Genomic DNA, 17761 nt, shown 5'->3' on the forward strand with positions numbered 1-17761 from the left:
GTCGGGAGTGATCTAGCCCCGGTTACAAATTCTGGTAATTCGGACCCGAGCCGCCTTCCGGCGTCACCCAGTTGATGATCTGGTACGGGTCCTTGATGTCGCAGGTCTTGCAGTGCACGCAGTTGGCGGCGTTGATCTGCAGGCGCTTGCCCGCCTCGTCATTGACGATCTCGTAGACATTCGCCGGGCAGAAGCGGGTGCAGGGGTTGCCGTATTCCTCGGCGCACTTGGTGACGCAGACCGAGGTATCGGCCACGTGCAGGTGGATCGGCTGGTCTTCGTCGTGCTCGGTGGCGGCGAAGTAGACGCCGGCGAGGCGATCGCGTGGGGCGAGTATGCGCTGCACGTAGTCGCGCTCCGGTTCTTCCTGTGCACCCAGCTTGTGCAGTGACGACCAGTCGGCCTTGTTCTTCAGTGTCCACGGCGAGGCACCACCGGTGATGGTTTCCCATGCGGCATTGAACATGCCAAACCATAGCCCCTTCTTGAAGCCGGGCTTGATGTTGCGGACTTTCTTCAACTCCGCCATCACATCGGAGTCGCGCAGCTTGGCGTCGAAACCTGCCGGTTTCAGTTCATTCGCGACCAGGTGTTCGGCGGCGAGCATGCCGCTCTTGATCGCCTGGTGGGTGCCCTTGATCTTGGGCACGTTGAGCAGGCCGGCGGTGTCGCCGATCAGCAGCGCGCCGGGCATCTCCACCCTGGGTAGCGACTGGTAGCCGCCAGTGACGATGGCGCGGGCGCCGGCGGAGAGAATCGTGCCGCCATCCAGCAGCGACTTCATCATCGGGTGGTTCTTCCATTGCTGGAAGGCTTCCCACGGCTGGTAGTTCGGGTCGCTGTAGTCGAGCCCGCTGACGTAGCCGAGCGCGATGCGGTCCTTGTCCAAGTGGTACAGGAAGCTGCCGCCGTAGGTGTGATTGTCCGCCGGCCAGCCGAAGCTGTGCACGATCTTGCCTGGCGTCACGCGTCCGGCCGGCACCTGCCACAGTTCCTTGATGCCGATGGAATAACCCTGCGGGTCGCTGTCCTGATCCAGCTTGAAGCGCTTGATCAACTGCTTGGTCAGGCTGCCGCGCGCGCCTTCGGCCAGCACAGTAACCTTGGCCCTGATGTCGATGCCTTCGGTGTAGCCGGGCTTGTGCGTGCCGTCCTTGGCCACGCCCATGTCGCCGATGCGCACGCCGGCGACCGAGCCGTCCTCGTTGTAAATGGTGTCGGCGGCGGCGAAGCCGGGGAATACGTCCACGCCCAATGCCTCGGCCTGCGGCGCCAGCCATGCGCACATCGCGCCCAGCGAGACGATGAAGTTGCCATGGTTATGCATGCCCGGTGGCACCGGCAGCTTGCGGCCGCCGGTCTTGTTCAGCAGCCAGAATTCATCCTCGGCCGCCGGCACGCATATCGGCGGCGGGTTGTCGCGCCAGCCGGGCAGCAGCGCATCCAGCGGCTGCGGCTCGATCACCGCGCCGGAGAGGATCTGCGCGCCGATGGTCGAGGCCTTTTCTATGACGCACACCGACACTTCCGGTTTCAGCTGCTTGAGGCGGATCGCGAACGACAGGCCAGCCGGGCCGGCACCGACGACGACGACGTCGTATTCCATTGTTTCGCGTTCGCTCATGGCGGACTCCAGCTGCAGTACAGGCAGGCACGGGCAACAGGCGGCTGCCGTGCGTGAGGGTATGGATCAGGCGTCCATTGTCCGGTTTCGCGTGCCGTGCGGCAACGCGTGCTGCGCCACCGCTTGCAATAGTTTCACCTGGGGCGGTGATAATCGCCGGAACTTGCAAGGAGCTTCCATGAATTCGATGCCGCCGATTGCCGATCTGGACCTGCGCCGAGCGTCGTTATGCCAGCTGTTGCACTGGCTGGCGGTGGGGCGTGTGCAGCCACAGGCACTGGCTGACGCCTATCAGCAGGCGATCGAACGGCTCAACCCCGAACTCAACGCGTATGTCGATCAGCGCTCGGGCCTGCTGCAGGAGCAGGCGCACATGGCAGATCGGCGCCGTCGTGACGGCGTGATCGGGCGGCTCGACGGCATCCCGCTGGCGCTGAAGGACAATTTCGACATGGCCGGCTGGCCGACCCGCGCCGGTCTGCCGGGTCGCGACCGACCGGCGCAGGACGATGCACATGTGGTGGCCCGGTTGCGTGCGTCCGGTGCGGTGCTGGTTGGCAAGACGAACATGGATGAGGGCGCCTTGGGTGCGGCGACCGACAACCCGCATTTCGGCGCCACCCACAACCCACATCGCCATGGCTACAGCGCAGGCGGCTCCTCCGGCGGTGCCGCCGCCGCGGTGGCGGCCGGACTGGCGGTGGCGGCGGTCGGCTCGGACAGTCTCGGTTCGATCCGTATTCCGGCCAGCTATTGCGGCATCTACGCACTCAAGCCGACGCATGGCGAAATCTCAGCGCGCGGCATGGTGCCGGCGGCGCGACGGCTCGACGCGGTCGGCCTGCTGGCGCGTAGCGCGGATGACCTCACCGTGTTGCTGCAGGTGCTGGCCGGTTACGACGCCGACGATGCACGCTCGCGCCGGCGTCGTGTGGCGTTTGCGTTGCCGGACTGGGAGCCGGGCAACCTGCGCACCGGCCTGTTGCCGGATCTTGCAGCGGTCGGCGTGCAGCCCGAGGTGATCGAGGTGTTCGACGCCGCCATGGCGAAGTTGACGTATGCGTTAGGCGATCGGCGTAAGGTGGATTTCGCCGATTGGGATTTTGCACGTACCCGCCGCGCCGGTCTGTTGCTGATGGAGGCAGAAATGATTGGCACCTTCGCTGCCGATCTGGCCAGTACCGAGCACCCGGTGTCCGCAGGCTTCCGACAGTTGCTCGGCTATGCAGCGAGCAAGACAGCAGCCGATTACGCCGTCGCCGACCGTGTGCTCGATGCAGCCACCCTGAAAATGCGCCGACTGTTCGCGCAGGTCGATGTACTGGTGTTGCCGACCACCCCGCAGGGCGCATTTCCACTGGATGGTCCGGTTCCGGATTCGCAGGCCGACCTCACCAGCTTCGCCAGTCTGGCCGGTTGTCCGGCGGTCAGTCTGCCAATGGGTACGTTGCCGGATGGCATGCCGATCGGCCTGCAACTGGTTGGTGCGCGCGGCTCGGATCTGCGCCTGCTGGAACTGGCATCAGTATGTGCAGCCACACTGGATGTCGAGCCGACCTATCCGGTGACTGCCTGATCACGCCGCAGTGCGTTGCCGGCATCGCTTGGATTGCCCCGGGTTGGATTGACACGGGCCGGCGGCGATAATGCAGATCTTTCCCCGCCAGGCAGTCCCGCGATGACCGAGAAGACCGTACTCAACGCCACCCATCGTGCGCTAGGCGCGCGCATGGTCGATTTCGGCGGTTGGGACATGCCGATCAACTACGGCTCGCAGATCGAGGAGCATCATGCGGTGCGCCGCGATGCCGGCATGTTCGATGTCTCGCACATGACGGTGATCGACCTGCACGGCGCACGCACGCGGGAGTTCCTGCGTCACCTGCTGGCCAACAGCGTTGACAAGCTCAAGGTCACCGGCAAGGCGCTGTATTCCTGCATGCTCAACGAGCAGGGCGGCGTGATCGACGACCTGATCGTCTACTTCTTCGATGAGGCGCACTTCCGGCTGGTGGTGAATGCATCCACCCGCGAGAAGGATCTGGCGTGGATCGAGCAACAGGCACAGACGTTCGGTGTGGAGGTGAAGGAACGCCCGGACTTCGCGATGATCGCAGTGCAGGGGCCAAGTGCACGCGCCAAGGTGCTTGGTCTGCTTCACGAGGTCGATCGTCCGCGCATCGAGAAGCTCGGCAAGTTCGCTGCCGCTGCTGCCCAGGGGCCGCATGGCATGCCGTTGTTCGTCGCGCGCACCGGCTACACCGGTGAGGACGGTTTCGAGATCATCGTGCCGAACGAGCATGCCGTCGCCCTGTGGGAATCGCTGGCGGCCGCCGGTGTTGCGCCGGCCGGGCTGGGCGCGCGTGACACGTTGCGGCTGGAGGCTGGCATGAATCTGTACGGTCAGGACATGGACGAGACGGTTTCACCCTGGGAGGCGAACCTGGGCTGGACGATCGCACTCGACGAAGGTCGCGCGTTCATCGGTCGTGCCGCACTGGAACAGCAGAAGGCCGCTGGCGTGCCGCGCGTGATGGTCGGGCTGGTGCTGGACGACAAGGGCGTGCTTCGCCATGGCCAGAAGGTGCTGACCGCGAACGGCGACGGCGAGATCCTGTCCGGCAGTTTTGCGCCGACCCTCAACAAGGCGGTGGCGTTTGCGCGCATTCCGGCGGGCACGGCGGGCGATGTGCATGTCGACATCCGTGGCCGCGAAATACCGGTGCGGCTGGTCAAGTACCCGTTCGTTCGTGACGGCAAGCCCTGCGAAGGGATCTGAGCGGCTCGCCGTCATGACACATTTTTCCCCACGGTGGATGTGGCTAGAATCGCCGCTTGCACCCTCATCCGAACACAACGACTGGACCTGATCATGAGCGAGATTCCTGGCGATCTGAAATTCCTCAAGTCCCACGAGTGGGCCCGCGCCGAAGACGACGGCCTGGTTCGCGTGGGTATTTCCGACCATGCACAAGGCCAGCTCGGTGATCTGGTCTATGTCGAGCTGCCGGAAATCGGCTCGGCGGTGAAGGCGGGCACCGGCGCTGCCGTGGTGGAGTCGGTGAAGGCCGCCTCGGACATCTATTCGCCGGTTTCAGGCGAGGTGGTCGAGGTCAACGAGCTGCTCAACGACAAGCCGGAAACCATCAACGAGGACGCGTATGGCGAAGGCTGGATCTTCCTGGTGCGCCCGAGCGACCGTGCGGAACTCGACGAGCTGCTCGGCGCGAGCGAATACGAGGAGCTGGTTGAGAACGACGATCACTGAGCATTAGCCATCGCGTTGTCCTGCTGCCGGCCGCCTTGTGCGGCCGGCACTGTTTTCGGATCACGCATCGATGCGTGCGAAGGTCGATCACGCAGATTCGATAGGCGGGCACCGGGCATTTTTCGCCACGCATGTTTCATGCAGCCGATGATGTTTTTCGCGCTGCATGCGACCTCGTCGAGACGCATGCGAAGTGGGTCGCGATGAAAATTTTCGCGTGGGGAGAGGTCGGCCTGATTGCACGTGGGCGTGTCCAAAGGGTGGTTCACTGCGTCTGGCGGCGAAAATATTTTGGCCCCGGGAAGGACGATTTTTCGGTCCGGTCCGGCTCCGTTCATCTGGCATATCCGGCCCCGGGAAGATATGAAAACGTGCCGCCATATGGACGATATATTCGTGGCACTGTTTCCACGCAGCGGCACACCATTAGTCTCGGAAGCCTTGATACACAAGGGTTTCACGAGTTGTCATGTTTTAAGGTGGATTTTTGTACGGACGTATGGACGTCCATATAAACTTACTAGATTCATGCCTTGAATCGTTGCTGTGGCGGGCTTCAGGGCGGCTCGTGGGGTGGGTGAAGTGGTTTGATTTCATGGATAAAATCAATTGACAGCCGAAATATTCAGGGATAGCTTTCGCAACAGATCACGGGGAACGCGCTTTATGGCGACAACGAAATTCATCAAGCCGTATATCGAGCACGGTGAAAAGGCCAATGCAGTACGCAAGATCACTGTCTCGATTCCGCTGCATGTTTTGCGGCGGCTTTCCGATTTGCGCACCCACCGTCAAGTGAACAATCTTCGGCACGCTACCAACAGCGACTTGTTGGTTGAGGCGTTCCTGCACGCTTTTACTGGGCAACCACTGCCAACTGATGAGGAGCTGAGACGAACTATGGCCACTGCCAAGAAATCCGCTGCAAAGAAACCGGCCGCCAAGAAGGCTGCCAAGAAATCCACCGTGAAGAAGGTTGCCAAGAAGCCGGCAGCCAAGAAAGCTGCCGTGAAGAAGGTTGCCAAGAAGCCGGCAGCCAAGAAGGTTGCTGCGAAGAAGAAGCCGGCCGCTGCCAAGAAAGCTGCCGTGAAGAAGGTTGCCAAGAAGCCGGCAGCCAAGAAAGCTGCTGCCAAGAAGCCGGCGGCCGCCAAGGTGGTGAAAGCCACCAAGACTGGCAAAGCCAAGAAGTAAGCAACACCGCGACACGCATTAACCAACAAGAAACGCAATCGACTTCTCTCCCCGCGGTGCCCAGCGCGGGGAGAGCACTTCGAGAAGACTTCGTCCCGGCCTGGCCGGGACGCTTCGTTTCAGGGGTACTGATTTCGCGGCGACTATGGCGGCTGTCCCTCGGCCACCCGCCCGATCTTCGAACCAGCGCATTCCGGTGCCCAATACCGGTTCCGCTCCATGCAGCAGATTTTCGCGTCGTGCCGTGAAATCACGCACGATTTGCTGTGTTGCGCCATTGGAGTTACCTTTCGCTCATCCGCGCCGCGGTGAGTCCGGGGACTCATCGCTCCTGGATCGACAGGGGGAAAAAGCGCGGGTATCTGTCGACACTCAGCGAGAGACCATGGATACCCGATACATACTCAATACGCGTCGGCAAGCGCGAGGCGCCATCAGGCCCCTGTTCATTGCCATCATTGCCATCATTGCGGCGCTTGCCGTAGGCGCCTGGTTTCTGATCATCAAGCCGCACCAAGAGCTGATCATGGCCGACTCGGGTGGTCATCCGTCGACGCCGGTGTCTACCGCGACACGGGCAGCGGCGCCGCCGCCGGTGGACGTGTCCACGATGGACGTCGGACAGTTGCTGGCCGAGGCGCGCACAGCCATGAACGAGCAGCGTTACCTGGCGCCGGTGGGAAACAATGCCTTCGAATTCTACCTGCGCGTGCTGGAGAAGGATCCCGGCAACAAGGTCGCCTCCGACGCACTGCGCGAGACATTCCCGTTCGCTGCCAACTCGGCCGAACAGTCGATCAACTCGCGTGACTTCAATGAAGCGCAGCGCCAGATCGACCTGCTGGCCAAGGCCGATCCGACCAATTTCACATTGACCATCTTGCGCTCCAAGCTGGATGCCCAGCGCAAGACGCTGGACAAGGAACAGCAGCAGCAACTTGACCAGCAGAAGACGCAGCAACTCGCGGCGTCGCAAAAGGCGGCGGCGGACAAGCAGGCCGCAGACCAGCTGGCCGAACAGCAGAAGGCACAGTTGGCCGAACAGCAGAAGGAGAAGTCGGCACACGCAGCGCAACCGGCAAACCAGACGGCGGCCACGGCGGCCAAGCCGGAAGCCAGCGATGCGACGGCAGCGGCTGCTGGTGGTACAACCGGTGGCGAGACCGCGGATGCGGTACTCCTGAAAGGGGCCGCCCCAGCCTATCCGCCGACGGCGCTTCGCTCGCACCAGAGCGGGTGGGTCATATTGTCGTTCTCGATCGCGCCCGATGGTCATACCGACGACATCCGCGTGGTCGATGCGCAGCCAAGGCACGTGTTCGATCGTGCGGCTAGCGACGCCATACATCGTTACCGCTACAAGCCGGCGATGAAGGATGGCGTTGCGATATCCACCACGCAGCAATTGAAGATCGAGTTCAATCTCTGATCCGATGGTGCTGACGGAAGCGGCGCATGCTTGCATGCGCCGTTTCCGTTTCGGACATCCGCCCGGTCCAGCGTCCGGTGACGCTGCTCAGTGCTGGAGGGCGCGGCGCTTCTTCCTGGGGGCAGCCTTGCGCGATGGAGTTGTGCCTTCGATGTCGGCCCAGTCGACGTGCGGCAGGCCGAGCAGGCCATCGAACACCATCGGCATCAGTCCGCTCGGGGTCGGACCGGTCGAATTCCACAGGGTGACTACACCGACGTTGTACTTGGGGAAGAAACCGATCATGGTGCGGTAGCCGGCCACTGCACCGGCGTGAAAGATCAGGGTTTCACCGGCGTAGCGGTACACCCGCCAGCCCAGCGCATAGTGCGCATCAGTCAGTCTGGCGCTGCGCCATGGCGTGGCACGCAGTTCGCTCGGGGTGGCAACTCCAGGCGCGTGCAGCACGTCGAGCAGTGACGTCGGCAGCACGTCCTGGCGGCCGCCCATCTGTGCGATCAGCCATTTTTCCATGTCGTGCAGGCTGGCGTTGACGCCGGCGGCCGGAGCGACGCGGTAATAGGTCTCGCTTGGCTCGAACGGTATCCAGCCATGGGCGGAAGCGCGGTGTGGGCGTGCCCAGCTGTTGCTGGACTCCAGTGCGGCGCGACCATAGCTCGCGGTGGTCATGCCCAGCGGATAGAAGATGCGCTTGTCGACCAGGCGGTAGAAGAAATCGCCGGTGCGTGCGAGCACCACGTCGCCGATCATGCCGAACGCGACGTTCTGGTAGCCGTAGCATTGGCCTACGCCGCAGACCAGGTCGACTTCGTCCAGTTTACGCACCAGTTCCTCGTAGGGGATGTCGCCCTCGAGCATGCTGTCGTAGGTGTTGGGTGGCAGGCCCAGGCGCTGCCCCAGGATGTCGGCCACGGTGGCCTCGGAAGCGGCCTGCATGTCCTTGAGCTTGAAGTACGGCAGCACATCGACCAGCTTGGTGTCCCAGCTGAGCTTGCCGTCATCCACCAGCAGGCCGGTGATCGCGGTGGCAAAAGCCTTGGACAGTGACGCGAGCCGGAACACCGTATCGGGTGTCACCGTTTCTCCAGTGGCGGCATCGGCATAACCGACCGTACGCTCGAACACGACCTTGTCGTCGATCACCACGGCGGTCGCCAGGCCGGCAACGGCATTGCGCGCGGCGAGCCGGTCCAGCCAGCGTTGGTAGTCGGCGAGTGTGCTCTGTACGCGCGCAGTTGGCAGCGCCTCTGACGCGACAGGTGCATGGATCGGAATGATCTGCGGCACTGCGCCGGCCGTGGACGCGCCGACCGGTACGCAGGCCAGCCCGAGCGCAGCTGCGATCGGCAGAAAAAACTTGTGAAACTGCATGATGCCCTGACGTGATTCCGGTGCGTGGATGCGCCGTGGGGTGGAGAACGTGATGGTGAGCCGGATCATTTTTCCGATGGTTGGCGTTCTGATTGTCTTGCACTTCATGGGGATCCACAACGGACTGATCACTTAACGCAACGGCTGCAAGCAGGCCTTTGTGCAGCTTCCCGAGCCTGCAGGTGTGTCACCGGCGTTTGACCGCCGGCGGTTTTGGCAACGATGTGCAGCAGTCCGTGAGCATGATCTTTGCCGGTGTCCGGGCAGCTCCGCCGTTCGCCTGGCAGAAACTCTTCGAGCGCGCGCTGGATGGACTGTGGATGCCAGGGTCCGGCTGATCCAGGGGCTGGCCAGCACCATCCACGCCGATGGCGTGGTCAGCGTGGAAGAAGCGGAACGGCTGCGGGGATCCGTGCCAGCAAGCACTGCCCGCTGCCGATACAGGTTCGATGTTGCCGGAAGGATTTCAGTTGCGACGCGTTGTCTGGATGGAAACCCTTCCCGCAGTCAGTTCGTTCACGGCATCACCGGTGGCACATAGTCGAGTGTCAGTCCGAGCAGCCACAGCAGACCGAGCACCAGCGGCACATGTACCACCAGTTGCATGAAGGTGTAGCCGACCACGTCGCGCGCCTTCAGTCCCAGCACACCGAGCAGGGGCAGCATCCAGAACGGGTTGATCAGGTTCGGCAGCGCCTCCGCGGCGTTGTACACCTGCACCGCCCAACCCAGGTGCACGTGCAGGTCGTTGGCCGCCTGCATCACGTAGGGTGCCTCGACCAGCCATTTGCCGCCGCCGGAAGGCACGAAGAAGCCGAGCACGGCGGAGTAGGCGCCCATCACCGCGGGGAAGCTGTCGGTGGAGGCGAGGTGCACGAACAGGTTCGACAGCCGGTGCGCCAGCGTCACACCGCCGGCCCCCGGCACCTGAGTGAGCAGCGCGGCGATGCCGCCGTACAGCGGAAACTGGATCAGCACGCCGGAGGTGCTGGGTACGGCACGGCTCACCGCGTTGAGGAAGCTGCGCGGGCGCCAGTGCAGCAGCAGGCCGAGGGTAAGGAACAGGAAGTTGTAGGTATTCAAATTGGCGATCGCGCTGATCGCCGGCTTGCTGGCGAACTCGTGGCCGAGCCAGCCCAGGCCGAGCAGGCCGATCGCCAGCGACAGCAGCGGGCTGTATTCCAGCCATTCGCCGGGGCGCGTGCGCGGCGGCAGCGCCGGTGTCGAGGTTTCGCCGACGTCGAAATCCTGCGCGGTGCGCGCATTCGCCTCCGATGGCGCGGTGGTCCAGCAGATCAGCAGCGACACCACGATGAGCGCGCCGGTCAACACGACCGACTGCCACAGGAAAATCGTCTCGCTGAAAGGCAGCACGCCGGTGATCGCCAGCAGGCCCGGAGGCATGCTGGCCGGATTCGCCTGCAACTGCGCCGCCGATGACGACAGCCCCATCGCCCAGATCGCGCCGAGGCCGAGGTAGGCTGCCGCGCCCGCCGCGCGGTAATCCATTCGCAGGTCGCTGCGCCGCGCCAGCGCACGCACCAGCAGGCCGCCGAACACCAGCGAGAAACCCCAGCTCAACAACGAGGCCAGCATGCTGACCAGCGCCACGTAGACGATCGCCCCGCGTCCCGTGCGCGGTGCGCGGGCCAGCACGTCGATGAAGCGCGCCACGATCGGTGCAGTGGCCAGCACGTAGCCACCGATCACGACGAAGGCCATCTGCATGGTGAACGGAATCAGGCTCCAGAAGCCGTCGCCGAACGCGCTCACCGCAGCGACAGGAGTGGCGCCGAAGGCGAGGGCCGCCAGCGCGACGACGATCACGCCAAGCGCGGCGAATACCCATGCATCGGGAAACCAGCGCTCCGCCCATGCCGCGCTGCGCAGGGCGGCGCGTGCCATGAATCCGTCGCGTGTGGTGTTCATCCGGCTCTCCGATGGCTTGTCGCGGCATGGTCGCGTGCCGGCGGTTGCCCATACAAGGCGACGATGGTCGAGGGTATCAACGGCCCAGAGCCCATCACTCAGGGCCAGTCGGGCACTACTCTTGTTCGGGCCGTTCGCGTACCGGATGCTTGCCCAGCTTGCGTTGCAGGGTGCGGCGATGCATGCCGAGTCGCCGCGCGGTCTCGGAGATGTTGCCATCGCATTCGGTCAGCACGCGCTGGATGTGTTCCCATTCCAGCCGGCGCAGCGCCAGCGGTGCCTCCGGTGTGTCTGGCAGATCGGGTTCACCGGGCTCGGCACTGTCGCCATCAAGCAGGGCGCGCACCACCGCGTCGGCATCGACCGGCTTGGCCAGGTAGTCGTGCGCGCCACGCTTGATCGCTTCCACCGCGGTGGCGATCGAGGCGTAGCCGGTCAGCAGCAGTACGCGCAGGTCGGGTACCAAGGTATGGAGTTCGGGAATCAGTCGCAGTCCGTTTTCTTCACCCAGCTTGAGATCAAGCACGCAGTAACGCGGGTGCTGACGGCGCGTCAGCATGCGTGCCTCGCTGAAATTGGTCGCTGTGATGACCTCGAAGCCGCGCGAGGTCAGCGCGCGCGCCAGCACACGCACGAAGGTGGCGTCATCGTCGACCAGCAGCAGCGGGCGCGTCGTGACGACATGGGGCAACTCGGTCATCGGTGTTTCCCTGAATGGATCGCGCCCATTCTTGCCGGAAGCGATGTCGCATGCACGTTCTGCTTGATGACGCGTCCGGGCTTAGCGGTCCGCAATTACCGCCAGCGGCAGGTACAGGCATACCTCGGCACCGTGTTCGATGTTGCCGGCGGTCAGCTTGCCGTTCAGGCGCTCGGCGGTGGCTTCGGCCAGGGCCAGGCCGATCCCCAGGCCGGCCTGTTTCTGGGAGTGCCCGAGCCGTGTCGCAGGTTCACCATCCGGGTCGAAGCCGGGGCCATGATCACGCACACAAAGCCGTAGCCAGCCGGTATCACGCGCCACCTGCAGCACCACTACCTGTGAATCGCAACTGGCCGAGGCATCAGCCGCATTGTTGAGCAGGTTGAGCAAGGCATGGCGCAGGCCTGGTGGCGTGCGCAGCTTGGTTTGCGCTGCGGCCTCGTCCAGTTCCAGAGTCAGCTCTGCCTCTGGTCGTAGCAACTGGAAGCGTTCCAGGCAGCCGTGTATGAACTGCGCCACGCTGAGGCGTTCGGGTTCCTGCGATAGCTGTGCTTTCCCGAGGGCGACCATTTCGCGCAGGATCGTGCGGCAGCGATCGACCTGGTCTTCGAGCAGCACAAGATCTTCGGCCAGCAGGGTATCGCCTGCGTGCTCGCGGCGAAGTTCGGGCAGCAGGGTGCGCATGGTCGACAACGGCGTATTGAGCTCGTGCGCGGCGCCGGCGGCCTGGGTGGCAATGGCGAGAATCCCTTCGTCACGCAGTGCCCGCTCGCGTACCCGCTGCACTTCCAGCTGCTGCACGCGCAGCGCATGCGCCAGCCGGTTGATGAAGAAGCCCAGCAGTAGTGCACTGATCACGAAATTCACGCCCATGCCGGCCACGTGCAGCGAGAAGCCGGCGTGCAGTTCGCCGTGCATCGGGATCGGCAGCGGCACGTGCCAGCGCAGCAGGACCAGGTAGGCGAAGCCGGTCAGCGTGGCCACCGCCAGGATGGCACGCACTGACAAGGCGGCTGCGCTGAGTGCGATCGGCACCAGCAGCAACGTGATGAACGGGTTGCTGGCGCCGCCGGTGAAGTACAGCAGGTAGCCGAGCACCAGGGTGTCGGCGGCAATATGGCCGATGGCCTCCCACTCACGCAGCCGCCATGGCTGACGCAGTCGCCATGCGGCAAATACCGAGAACACGGCGAGCAGGCCGATGCCGAGCAACAACGGCAACAGCGGTATGGCCAGCTGCATCCACCAGGCGCAAACGAGTACCGCCACGCTCTGTCCGGCGATCGCGCAAAGCCGCAACCATGCCAGGGTGCGCGTCAGCGCGAACGGGCCGACAGGTTGGGCTGGCCGGTGCGGCATGCTGTTCTTCCAGGCTTGCCGATGATCCGTGAAGCCCGCCGTGCCATGCGCGACGGGCTGGCCGGGTCAGGCTGGCGTGTTGAATTCCTCGCTGCGCACGGCGGGCAGCGGCGTGTGGTTGTTCGCAGGATCGGAGTGGCTGGCCGACAGCTTGTTCATCAGCGGCAGCATGACCAGCGCGATCACCACGCAGGCGATGCCGACGAAGCCGAGCTTGTTGAACAGACTCACGTAGATCGTCAGCGACTGTTCCGGATCGGTGATGTGGTCGGGGATGTGCGCATAGTTGGCGACGATGCTGCCGAGATATTGCGACAGGCCCACAGCCACGTAGTACGCACCCATCATGAAGCCGCCCATGCGCGAAGGCACGTAGCGGGCGATCATCGCCAGGCCGAGGCCGCTGACCAGCAACTCGCCCAGCGAATACCAGCCGTAGCCCCAGACCATCGTCCACGACGACACCTGGCCGGCCACCGCGGCGCTTGCGCCGACGCCATACATGAAGAAACCCACTGCGACGGCGGCAAAGCCCAGCGCGAATTTCAGTGCGATCGACGGATCCTTGCCGATCCGGCCAAGCGCGTTGTAGGCGAACACCAGCACCGGGCTCAGGACGACGATCCAGATCGCGTTGAGGTTCTGGTACTGCTCGGGAATCCAGTTGAACAGGTGTACCCCGAATACGTTGAACGACAGGTCCACGTTGTGTTGCGCGAACAGGTTCAGCGACGTCGCCATCTGCGAGTAGAAGATGAAGAAGAAGATCGTCTGCACCGTCAGCACCAGCGCCGCGATCAGGCCTGCGCGCTCGCTTGGCTTGCTGCTGCGGATCAGGTGCGCGAAAACGCCCAGAATCACCACGCCGGCGGCGTAGACGCAGACCTTCGCGACGGCTTCGCTCTGCAGAATGAACGCGACTATGAAGATCATCAGGAAAGCGACCCCGAAGACCGGCATCGCGCGACGCATGTTCATCGGCAGGTCGTCAGCAGGCGAGCCAATGTGCACGAGCGCACGACGCATGAACATGTAGTTGAACAGGCCCAGGATCAGGCCGATCGCGCAGACGCCGAAAGCGGTGTGCCAGCCCATCGAATCGCCGTAGTGCCTGGCGACCACATCCCGAATCAACGGCGTGGCCGTCATCGAGATCATCGAGCCGATGTTCACCGCCATGTAGTAGATGGTGAAGGCGCTGTCGATCTTGGTGTCGTCACCCTCGTAGATCTTGCGTACCAGGTTGCCGGCGTTGGGCTTGAAGAAGCCGTTGCCGACCACGATCACGCCGAGCGCGAAATAGGTGAGGTTGGCGGGGTTCAACAACGCCATCAGGCCGCTGCCGCCATCGGTCAGGCCCAGCGCCTCCGGCGGGATCCACAGGATGCCGTAGCCGATCGCCAGCACCGTCGCGCCGATCAGCATGGTGCGCCGCGTACCCAGCAGCTTGTCGCCAACCCAGCCGCCGATCGCCGGCGTCGCATAGATCAGCGCAGCCGCCGCACCCCAGACCAGGTTGGCCCTCGTATCGACGAAGCCAAGCTTCTTCATCAGGAAGGTGACCATCAACACCTGCATGCCGTAGAAGCCGAAGCGCTCCCACATTTCGATCATGAAGACGGTAGTGAAGGAGCGCGTCTGGGAGACGGGCGGGTTCTGGATTGCCATACTCTTTTCCGTACGTGATTCAAACCATGGCGACGCCGGGCGACGCCTGTGACATGCGACCCTGAACGGATCACAACCGCCGAAGCGTAACCCATTCGCCATTCTGGTGTAGCTGCACTGCGGCATGACGGAAACTTGCGGGACGCGATCGATTGTGCTGGCGTGCGGCAGGGCACGGCACAGGCCACGGCAGGCCACGGCAGTGCCGGCTGCCTGCGAATGCGCCGCCTGTGGCATCATCAACGGCTTGTGCGCCCCATGCAGAGCTCTGTACCGCCATGCCTATCCCCGAGCTTTCATCCTCGCCCGACTGCCCCATGGCTCCGGTCATTGCCGCCATTCCCGCCCGGCAGCTGCCGGCGTATTCCTGAGCGGTCGCATCGAGATGGCAGCCGAGGGTTTTCGTGGTCCCAAGCAGCTTTGGCAGGCGTTCCAGTGGTCGATGAAAGGTTTCCGCGCCGGCTGGCAGCATGAGGCCTCGTTCAGGCTCGAGGCCTGCCTGGTCATTGTGCTGGTGCCGCTCGGCTTGTGGCTGGGCGATGGCGGCGTGGAGAAATTCGCGCTGATCCTGGCGCCGTTGCTGGTGCTCTCGGCCGAACTGCTCAATTCGGCGATCGAGGCCGTGGTCGACAAGGTCAGCCCGGAATTCCACGAGCTGGCCGGGCGCGCCAAGGACATGGGCTCGGCGGCGGTCTTCGTGCTGCTGGTGCTGGTGGTGCTGAGCTGGGGGCTGATCCTGCTGCCGCGCTGGCTGTGAACCAGCGCGGTGACGGAGTGGCTACTGCAGGTCCTTCTGCTTGTCCGGTTCGCTGACCGGCAACTGTGAGGCCTCGACTTTCTTCAATGCACCGACGGTGACCGTGCCGGTCCATTCGGCGTCACGTGCCTTGAAATATTGCTTGGGATCCCAGCGCCAGCTCGCGTAGAGGTTGCCGCAGCCGGTCATGGCCGCGCCATCGATCGTCCTGGCTCCGCATGCCGGCATCGGGCCGCCATATTTGGTGCCCTGGAAGAACTGCGCTGGGGTCAGACTGGATACCGAGTCGGCGCCGAAACCAAGATACGAACCTGTCAATTCGCTGCGGTTCCAGCGCAGCACCAGGATCATGCGATGCATGGCGGTGGCGTCACCGTATTCCGGATACAACTGTTCCACCAGCGCCTTGGCCTGCTCGCGCTGCGCCGCGTCGAGCTGCGCCCATATCGTATCGCGGGTGGCAAGGAACTGCGGGTATTTGCGTTCGGCGGCGATCGCGACCCAGGCAAAGGCGGTGACCGGATCCTTCTGCACACCCTGGCCGTTGAGGTACATCAGGCCGATGCTGAGCTGCGACAGCTTGTCGGCATAACGCGCGCCGATCAGGAAATACTTCATCGCCGCCTTGAAGTCGCCGGCGGCGTAGCGCTGCATGCCGGTGAATTCGCCGTACTGGTCCGGATGGCCCCAGGTGGAGCTGTGACTCATCGCGTCCAGCACCTCCTGCGAGGTCTTGTCCTGCAAAGGGGCGGTGGCGGTCTGGCTGATGGCCGTGGTGGCGATGGCGGCAAGCAGGCTGCCGATCAGGGGGGCGGCGATGCGCCGACGGATCTGTTTCATGATCTCCTCCTTTTCATTCCGTGAAAAAGGCAGGACTCAGCCATGCAGGCCGGGCCCGTCTGACAGTCGACTGCAGATTCTAGTACCGATTCCGGCAACGGGAGGTAACGGTTGCAAGCGAAGGCAGAGCCAATGCTCGACATAGTGATTGCGCCACGCCGGCATGTGATGCTGCAATGGGGGCCCCCGGGCTGGAGTGATTCCATGAAAACCCTGCGCAACTTCGTGTTGTTGCTGCTCGTCGTCATGCTTTCCGGTTGCGGCTACAACGCCATCCAGAAGCAGGACGAGGCGGTCAAGGCGGCCTGGTCGGAGGTATTGAACCAGTACCAGCGCCGCGCCGATCTGGTGCCGAACCTGGTCAACACAGTCAAGGGCTATGCCCAGCACGAGGAGAAGGTCTTCGTCGAGGTGACCAATGCACGCGCCAAGATCGGCAGCCTGCAGGTCAACGCGGATTCGCTGAATGATCCGCAGAAATTGCAGCAGTTCCAGGCGGCGCAGGGCGAGCTTGGCAATGCGCTGTCGCGGCTGATGGTGGTCAGCGAGAACTATCCGCAGTTGAAGGCCGATGGGCTGTTCCAGAACCTGCAGGCGCAACTGGAAGGCACCGAGAACCGGGTCACCGTGGCGCGCAACCGCTACGTGCAGGCGGTGCAGGATTACAACTCGATGATCCGCACCTTCCCGAACAACCTCACCGCGAAGATGTTCGGCTACCAGGTGAAGCCGAACTTCAGCGTGGACAACGAGAAGGCGATCTCCACCGCGCCGACCGTGGATTTCGGCACCAACGCACCGGCACCCGCCGCCTCGGCGCACTGATGATGTCCGGGCGCTTTCTGCGCCTGCTGCTGATCCTGACGACAGCCCTGCTGTTGCCAGCGGGGCTGCGCGCGGCTGATGCGGTGCCCAGGCTGGCCCGTCATGTCACCGACCTCACCGGCACGCTGACCGCGGCGCAGGTGGATCAGCTGGACGCACAGCTGGTTGCGCTGGAGAAGGCCAAGGGTGCGCAGCTGGTGGTGCTGATGGTTGGCACCACGGCGGGGCAGGACATCGACAGTTATTCGCTGGCGGTGGCCGAGGCGAACAAGGTCGGCCGCAAGGGTACCGACGATGGCGTGTTGCTGCTCATCGTGAAGAATGATCGCAACGTGCGCATCGAAGTGGGCTATGGCCTGGAGGGCGCGATTCCCGATGCGGCCAGCGCCCGCATCATCCGCGAGTACCTCGCACCGAAATTCCGCACGGGCGATTATTTCGGCGGCATCAGCGACGCGGTGGGGGCGCTGACCCAGCTGATCAACGGCGAGGCGCTGCCGCCGCCAGTGCAGGGCGCTTCGAGCGAAGAACATGCCACTGGTCCGGGACTGCAGAACAGTCTGATGATCGGCGTGTTCGTCGCCCTGTTCCTGCGCAGCATGCTGGGGCGCACCAGTGCCTGGGTGCGCACGCCCCTTGGTGCCGTGCTGACCGGCGGTCTGCTGTGGCTGCTGGTCTCGATGGGCGCCGGCATCCTCGGTGCCTTGATCGGCGGCGTGCTGATGCTCCTGCCCGGGGGCGCCGGGCGTTCGATCGGCGGTGGCGGCTGGGGCGGTTTTGGCGGTGGCGGCTTCGGCGGT

The 17761-nt window shown here is 63.8% G+C and carries 17 protein-coding genes; 8 read left to right on the top strand and 9 right to left on the bottom strand.

Going from position 1 to position 17761, the window contains the following annotated elements:
- Positions 1-22: 22 nt before the first annotated feature.
- On the bottom strand, positions 23-1624 hold the full coding sequence (locus B0E50_RS02590; RefSeq protein ID WP_077439513.1) for an electron transfer flavoprotein-ubiquinone oxidoreductase: 1602 nt from the start codon (positions 1622-1624) through the stop codon (positions 23-25).
- 178 nt (positions 1625-1802) lie between these two features.
- Between B0E50_RS02590 and B0E50_RS02595 the strand changes: the two genes are divergently transcribed.
- The 3 genes from B0E50_RS02595 (at position 1803) to gcvH (ending at position 4892) form a co-directional block, all read left to right on the top strand.
- Positions 1803-3200, top strand: coding sequence for an amidase (locus B0E50_RS02595; protein WP_077439514.1), 1398 nt, complete (start codon positions 1803-1805; stop codon positions 3198-3200).
- Between the two features lie 102 nt (positions 3201-3302).
- Positions 3303-4403, top strand: a complete 1101-nt coding sequence (gene gcvT, locus B0E50_RS02600) for a glycine cleavage system aminomethyltransferase GcvT (RefSeq protein ID WP_077439515.1) — start codon at positions 3303-3305, stop codon at positions 4401-4403.
- Positions 4404-4496: 93 nt separating this feature from the next.
- Positions 4497-4892, top strand: a complete 396-nt coding sequence (gcvH, locus tag B0E50_RS02605; RefSeq protein ID WP_077439516.1) for a glycine cleavage system protein GcvH — start codon at positions 4497-4499, stop codon at positions 4890-4892.
- Here gcvH and B0E50_RS17820 read toward each other — a convergent pair.
- Positions 4886-5230, bottom strand: coding sequence for a hypothetical protein (locus tag B0E50_RS17820; protein ID WP_139350727.1), 345 nt, complete (start codon positions 5228-5230; stop codon positions 4886-4888). The two genes, gcvH and B0E50_RS17820, sit on opposite strands and share 7 nt — an antisense overlap.
- Before the next feature lie 328 nt (positions 5231-5558).
- Here B0E50_RS17820 and metJ point away from each other — a divergent pair, with 328 nt between their 5' ends.
- On the top strand, positions 5559-6083 hold the full coding sequence (gene metJ / locus B0E50_RS18440; protein ID WP_077439518.1) for a met regulon transcriptional regulator MetJ: 525 nt from the start codon (positions 5559-5561) through the stop codon (positions 6081-6083).
- Between the two features lie 322 nt (positions 6084-6405).
- On the opposite strand, the gene B0E50_RS18330 is transcribed toward metJ, so the two are convergent.
- Positions 6406-6630, bottom strand: coding sequence for a hypothetical protein (locus B0E50_RS18330; protein ID WP_254427153.1), 225 nt, complete (start codon positions 6628-6630; stop codon positions 6406-6408).
- Between B0E50_RS18330 and B0E50_RS02620 the strand changes: the two genes are divergently transcribed.
- A complete protein-coding gene (locus B0E50_RS02620; RefSeq protein ID WP_254427154.1) occupies positions 6610-7512 on the top strand; it encodes an energy transducer TonB in 903 nt (300 codons plus the stop codon). The two genes, B0E50_RS18330 and B0E50_RS02620, sit on opposite strands and share 21 nt — an antisense overlap.
- Positions 7513-7599: 87 nt before the next feature.
- On the opposite strand, the gene B0E50_RS02625 is transcribed toward B0E50_RS02620, so the two are convergent.
- From B0E50_RS02625 to B0E50_RS02645, 5 genes are all read right to left on the bottom strand, one after another.
- Positions 7600-8883, bottom strand: coding sequence for a serine hydrolase domain-containing protein (locus B0E50_RS02625; RefSeq protein WP_077439520.1), 1284 nt, complete (start codon positions 8881-8883; stop codon positions 7600-7602).
- A gap of 516 nt (positions 8884-9399) precedes the next feature.
- Positions 9400-10812: a TIGR00366 family protein gene (locus tag B0E50_RS02630; protein ID WP_174575016.1), complete on the bottom strand. Its 1413-nt coding sequence runs from the start codon at positions 10810-10812 to the stop codon at positions 9400-9402.
- 115 nt (positions 10813-10927) lie between these two features.
- Positions 10928-11512 (bottom strand): response regulator transcription factor, encoded by a 585-nt coding sequence (locus tag B0E50_RS02635; RefSeq protein WP_077439521.1) that lies wholly within the window; start codon positions 11510-11512, stop codon positions 10928-10930.
- Positions 11513-11593: 81 nt separating this feature from the next.
- Positions 11594-12871, bottom strand: coding sequence for an ATP-binding protein (locus B0E50_RS02640; protein WP_077439522.1), 1278 nt, complete (start codon positions 12869-12871; stop codon positions 11594-11596).
- Between the two features lie 66 nt (positions 12872-12937).
- Positions 12938-14539, bottom strand: coding sequence for an oligopeptide:H+ symporter (locus tag B0E50_RS02645; protein WP_077439523.1), 1602 nt, complete (start codon positions 14537-14539; stop codon positions 12938-12940).
- A 385-nt stretch (positions 14540-14924) separates the two neighbouring features.
- Between B0E50_RS02645 and B0E50_RS02650 the strand changes: the two genes are divergently transcribed.
- The gene (locus B0E50_RS02650) at positions 14925-15296 is read left to right on the top strand and encodes a diacylglycerol kinase (protein WP_077439524.1); all 372 of its coding nucleotides are present in this window, start codon (positions 14925-14927) and stop codon (positions 15294-15296) included.
- A 21-nt stretch (positions 15297-15317) separates the two neighbouring features.
- Here B0E50_RS02650 and B0E50_RS02655 read toward each other — a convergent pair whose 3' ends face one another.
- A complete protein-coding gene (locus B0E50_RS02655) occupies positions 15318-16136 on the bottom strand; it encodes a sel1 repeat family protein (protein WP_077439525.1) in 819 nt (272 codons plus the stop codon).
- Between the two features lie 204 nt (positions 16137-16340).
- Between B0E50_RS02655 and B0E50_RS02660 the strand changes: the two genes are divergently transcribed.
- Both B0E50_RS02660 and B0E50_RS02665 read left to right on the top strand, forming a co-directional pair.
- Positions 16341-16961: a LemA family protein gene (locus B0E50_RS02660; RefSeq protein WP_077439526.1), complete on the top strand. Its 621-nt coding sequence runs from the start codon at positions 16341-16343 to the stop codon at positions 16959-16961.
- Positions 16962-16963: 2 nt separating this feature from the next.
- Positions 16964-17761: TPM domain-containing protein (locus B0E50_RS02665; protein WP_254427155.1), on the top strand; the 798-nt coding region annotated here is incomplete at its 3' end.

Source organism: Rhodanobacter sp. C01 (assembly GCF_002001045.1).
GTDB lineage: Bacteria > Pseudomonadota > Gammaproteobacteria > Xanthomonadales > Rhodanobacteraceae > Rhodanobacter.

What these genes read in the sequence shown, in the direction of transcription:
- B0E50_RS02640 (WP_077439522.1), bottom strand. Translation starts at nt 12,871, where the DNA reads ATGCCGCACCGGCCAGCCCAACCTGTCGGCCCGTTCGCGCTGACGCGC.
- gcvT (WP_077439515.1), top strand. Translation starts at nt 3,303, where the DNA reads ATGACCGAGAAGACCGTACTCAACGCCACCCATCGTGCGCTAGGCGCG.
- B0E50_RS02645 (WP_077439523.1), bottom strand. Translation starts at nt 14,539, where the DNA reads ATGGCAATCCAGAACCCGCCCGTCTCCCAGACGCGCTCCTTCACTACC.
- B0E50_RS18330 (WP_254427153.1), bottom strand. Translation starts at nt 6,630, where the DNA reads ATGACCACCCGAGTCGGCCATGATCAGCTCTTGGTGCGGCTTGATGAT.
- B0E50_RS02590 (WP_077439513.1), bottom strand. Translation starts at nt 1,624, where the DNA reads ATGAGCGAACGCGAAACAATGGAATACGACGTCGTCGTCGTCGGTGCC.
- B0E50_RS02595 (WP_077439514.1), top strand. Translation starts at nt 1,803, where the DNA reads ATGAATTCGATGCCGCCGATTGCCGATCTGGACCTGCGCCGAGCGTCG.
- B0E50_RS02625 (WP_077439520.1), bottom strand. Translation starts at nt 8,883, where the DNA reads ATGCAGTTTCACAAGTTTTTTCTGCCGATCGCAGCTGCGCTCGGGCTG.
- B0E50_RS17820 (WP_139350727.1), bottom strand. Translation starts at nt 5,230, where the DNA reads ATGAACGGAGCCGGACCGGACCGAAAAATCGTCCTTCCCGGGGCCAAA.
- B0E50_RS02650 (WP_077439524.1), top strand. Translation starts at nt 14,925, where the DNA reads ATGGCAGCCGAGGGTTTTCGTGGTCCCAAGCAGCTTTGGCAGGCGTTC.
- B0E50_RS02655 (WP_077439525.1), bottom strand. Translation starts at nt 16,136, where the DNA reads ATGAAACAGATCCGTCGGCGCATCGCCGCCCCCCTGATCGGCAGCCTG.
- B0E50_RS02660 (WP_077439526.1), top strand. Translation starts at nt 16,341, where the DNA reads ATGAAAACCCTGCGCAACTTCGTGTTGTTGCTGCTCGTCGTCATGCTT.
- B0E50_RS02620 (WP_254427154.1), top strand. Translation starts at nt 6,610, where the DNA reads ATGGCCGACTCGGGTGGTCATCCGTCGACGCCGGTGTCTACCGCGACA.
- gcvH (WP_077439516.1), top strand. Translation starts at nt 4,497, where the DNA reads ATGAGCGAGATTCCTGGCGATCTGAAATTCCTCAAGTCCCACGAGTGG.
- B0E50_RS02635 (WP_077439521.1), bottom strand. Translation starts at nt 11,512, where the DNA reads ATGACCGAGTTGCCCCATGTCGTCACGACGCGCCCGCTGCTGCTGGTC.
- metJ (WP_077439518.1), top strand. Translation starts at nt 5,559, where the DNA reads ATGGCGACAACGAAATTCATCAAGCCGTATATCGAGCACGGTGAAAAG.
- B0E50_RS02630 (WP_174575016.1), bottom strand. Translation starts at nt 10,812, where the DNA reads ATGAACACCACACGCGACGGATTCATGGCACGCGCCGCCCTGCGCAGC.